At 66.6% G+C, this 932-nt stretch carries 2 protein-coding genes; both read right to left on the bottom strand.

Annotation, left to right across the window (positions count from 1 at the left end; translation table 11 throughout):
* Positions 1-225: adenine nucleotide alpha hydrolase family protein (locus tag AC1DYK_RS35420; protein ID WP_478170526.1), on the bottom strand; the 225-nt coding region annotated here is incomplete at its 3' end.
* Between the two features lie 2 nt (positions 226-227).
* A partial coding sequence (locus AC1DYK_RS35415) for an electron transfer flavoprotein subunit beta/FixA family protein (RefSeq protein WP_478170525.1) occupies positions 228-932 on the bottom strand: 705 nt, incomplete at its 5' end.

The raw sequence follows: 932 nt of genomic DNA, 5'->3' as shown, positions 1-932 counted from the left end.
GGCGACGTTCTCCGCCAGGTTCTCGGCCAGCGAGGGGCTGTCGGCGACGATCACCTTGGCCACGCCCGCGACCTGGGCGGCGGCCTTGGCGGCGTCGGCGGCGTTCGCACCGGCCACCAGCACATGGACATCGCCGCTGGCGCAGGCAAGGCCCGCGGTCACGGTGTTGAGGGTCGCCGGCTTCAAGGTGGCGTGGTCGTGTTCGGCAATAACAAGTACGGTCATGATCAGATCACCTTCGCTTCGTTCTTGAGCTTGTCCACCAGGGTGGCCACATCAGGCACCTTGATGCCGGCGCCGCGCTTCGGGGGCTCCGAGACCTTCAGGGTCTTCAGGCGCGGCTTGACATCCACGCCCAGGTCCTCGGGCTTAACCACGTCGAGCTGCTTCTTCTTCGCCTTCATGATGTTGGGCAAGGTGACGTAGCGCGGCTCGTTCAGGCGCAGGTCGGTGGTGATGACCGCGGGCAGCGAGAGGGAGATCGTTTCCAGGCCGCCGTCGACCTCGCGCGTCACGTTGACCTTGTCGCCCGCCACTTCGACCTTCGAGGCGAAGGTGGCCTGCGGCAGGCCGGCCAGCGCCGCCAGCATCTGGCCGGTCTGGTTGGCGTCGTCGTCGATCGCCTGCTTGCCCAGGATGATGAGGCTCGGCTGCTCCTTGTCGACCAGGGCCTTCAGCAGCTTGGCGACCGCCAGCGGCTGCAGCTCCTCGGTGCTCTCCACCAGGATGGCGCGGTCGGCGCCGATGGCCATCGCCGTGCGCAGGGTCTCCTGGCACTTCGCATCGCCGCACGAGACCGCGATGATCTCGGTGGCCACGCCCTTTTCCTTCAGGCGCACCGCCTCTTCGACCGCGATCTCGTCGAAGGGGTTCATGCTCATCTTCACGTTGGCAATGTCCACACCGGTGCCGTCGCTCTTCACGCGCACCTT

The sequence above is a fragment of the Variovorax sp. P2_H12 genome (assembly GCF_056403395.1).
Note: the sequence above shows the minus strand (reverse complement) of the source record. Positions and strands in the feature narration are given on the sequence as shown.